The following is a 1,521-nucleotide window of genomic DNA, read 5'->3' on the forward strand; positions in this document are numbered from 1 at the left end:
ATACTTCTTTCTAATTTCCCAGACTCAGTTAAATTAGTCTCTTTCCAACTTCCCGAAGTATTTGATCCTGTTTTAACAATAGACCATTCTTCTTCCTTATCATTTACAGCCCAACTACAATTACTAATTTTATTATCCTCACACCATTGTATCCATTTGGCTGTTTCTGAGTCATCTTGAGTATAACCAACAGGTCCCCATTCTGTTACAAAAACAGCTACTCCTAAATTTAATGCATTATTTGCTATACCTCGTAACCAATCGCCATGATACACACTGTAAAAATGGAGTACGTACGCAATATTTGAAGAACTAGTAATTGGATCAGCGGCTGCTTCATCAACTCTTTGAGACCAAGTTGGAGTTCCAACCAAAATCAAATTATCACTATCATACTCTCTAATAGCTGCAATTACCTTTTCTGCATAAGGTTTAATTGTATTACTCCAAGAAACATCTAATGGTTCATTATAAATTTCATAAATAACGTTGTCATAATCCCCATAAAGCTGCGCCATTTCTTTAAAAAATTCAACGGCTTCATCAGTATAATTTTCGGCATGATGCGAGTGCCAATCTATAATTACGTACATACCTTCTTTTATAGCTGCATCTACAATTACTTTTAAACGGTTTTTATTAGCCACTGGATCCTCCAAATAGCCGCCATTTTCATCAACTCCCATTGCTGCTCTTACAATTGTAGTTTCCCAATCTAATTTTAACCAAGAAACAACAGATTCTCTATAAAAACGCTCGCCTCCCCAGCCATTATTAGACCAGAAAAAACTATTACCTGAAAAGCTTACCGCTTGGTTATTTTTATTTACAATTTTATTTCCCATTACTTTTAATCCACCATTTTTTTCTACTATAGATTCATAAGTAATAAATGAATAGGTAATTTGATACTCTTTTTTTGTTGTTCCATCTTCAGCAGTCACATTTATGGCTGTTGGAGCTTGATTTAAATTAAGTACATCACCAACTTTAAACTCTAGAGTTGCTCCATTAGAAACTTTAAATGAATTCACAGAAAATTCCGATGCGCCAAAGGGTAATTCTCTAGTAATATTTATTTCACTACCAATAATTTCGGTTGAAAATATAGAGCCTTTATAAGCAAATTCTAACTCCACTATTTCTGCTTTATTAGATAAAGCTCCGATGGATGATATAAACTCTTCATCTTCAGAATTATCACTACCTCCACATCCTATATAAAGGAAAGTAAAGGTTAACAGCACACTTAATTTAACAATTTTTGAAAACATTTTTTTGTTTATTTAATTTATAATTCAAAACTATCAAACAAAAAAAATACTATTTAATACTATTTTGTCATATAATAAACCAATAATTAAAATAAAACATTCTCACTTTTTAGCTTTTAATTTGTGACTGAAATAACTTTAATTTTAGTAATTTGCGTGCCCACAATTATCTAATAAATGAAAGTTTGTATTGCTGAAAAACCAAGTGTAGCGCGTGAAATTGCATCCGTATTAGGTGCAACCACAA

The 1,521-nt window shown here is 31.8% G+C and carries 1 protein-coding gene; it reads right to left on the reverse strand.

Annotated elements, in window-relative coordinates; translation table 11 throughout:
• The coding region (locus ABY298_RS16310) for a glycoside hydrolase family 5 protein (RefSeq protein WP_372747096.1) at nucleotides 1–1,274 on the reverse strand (1,274 nt) is incomplete at its 3' end.
• Nucleotides 1,275–1,521: the final 247 nt, after the last annotated feature.

This window comes from Lutibacter sp., assembly GCF_041596795.1.
In the GTDB taxonomy this organism is placed as follows: domain Bacteria; phylum Bacteroidota; class Bacteroidia; order Flavobacteriales; family Flavobacteriaceae; genus Lutibacter.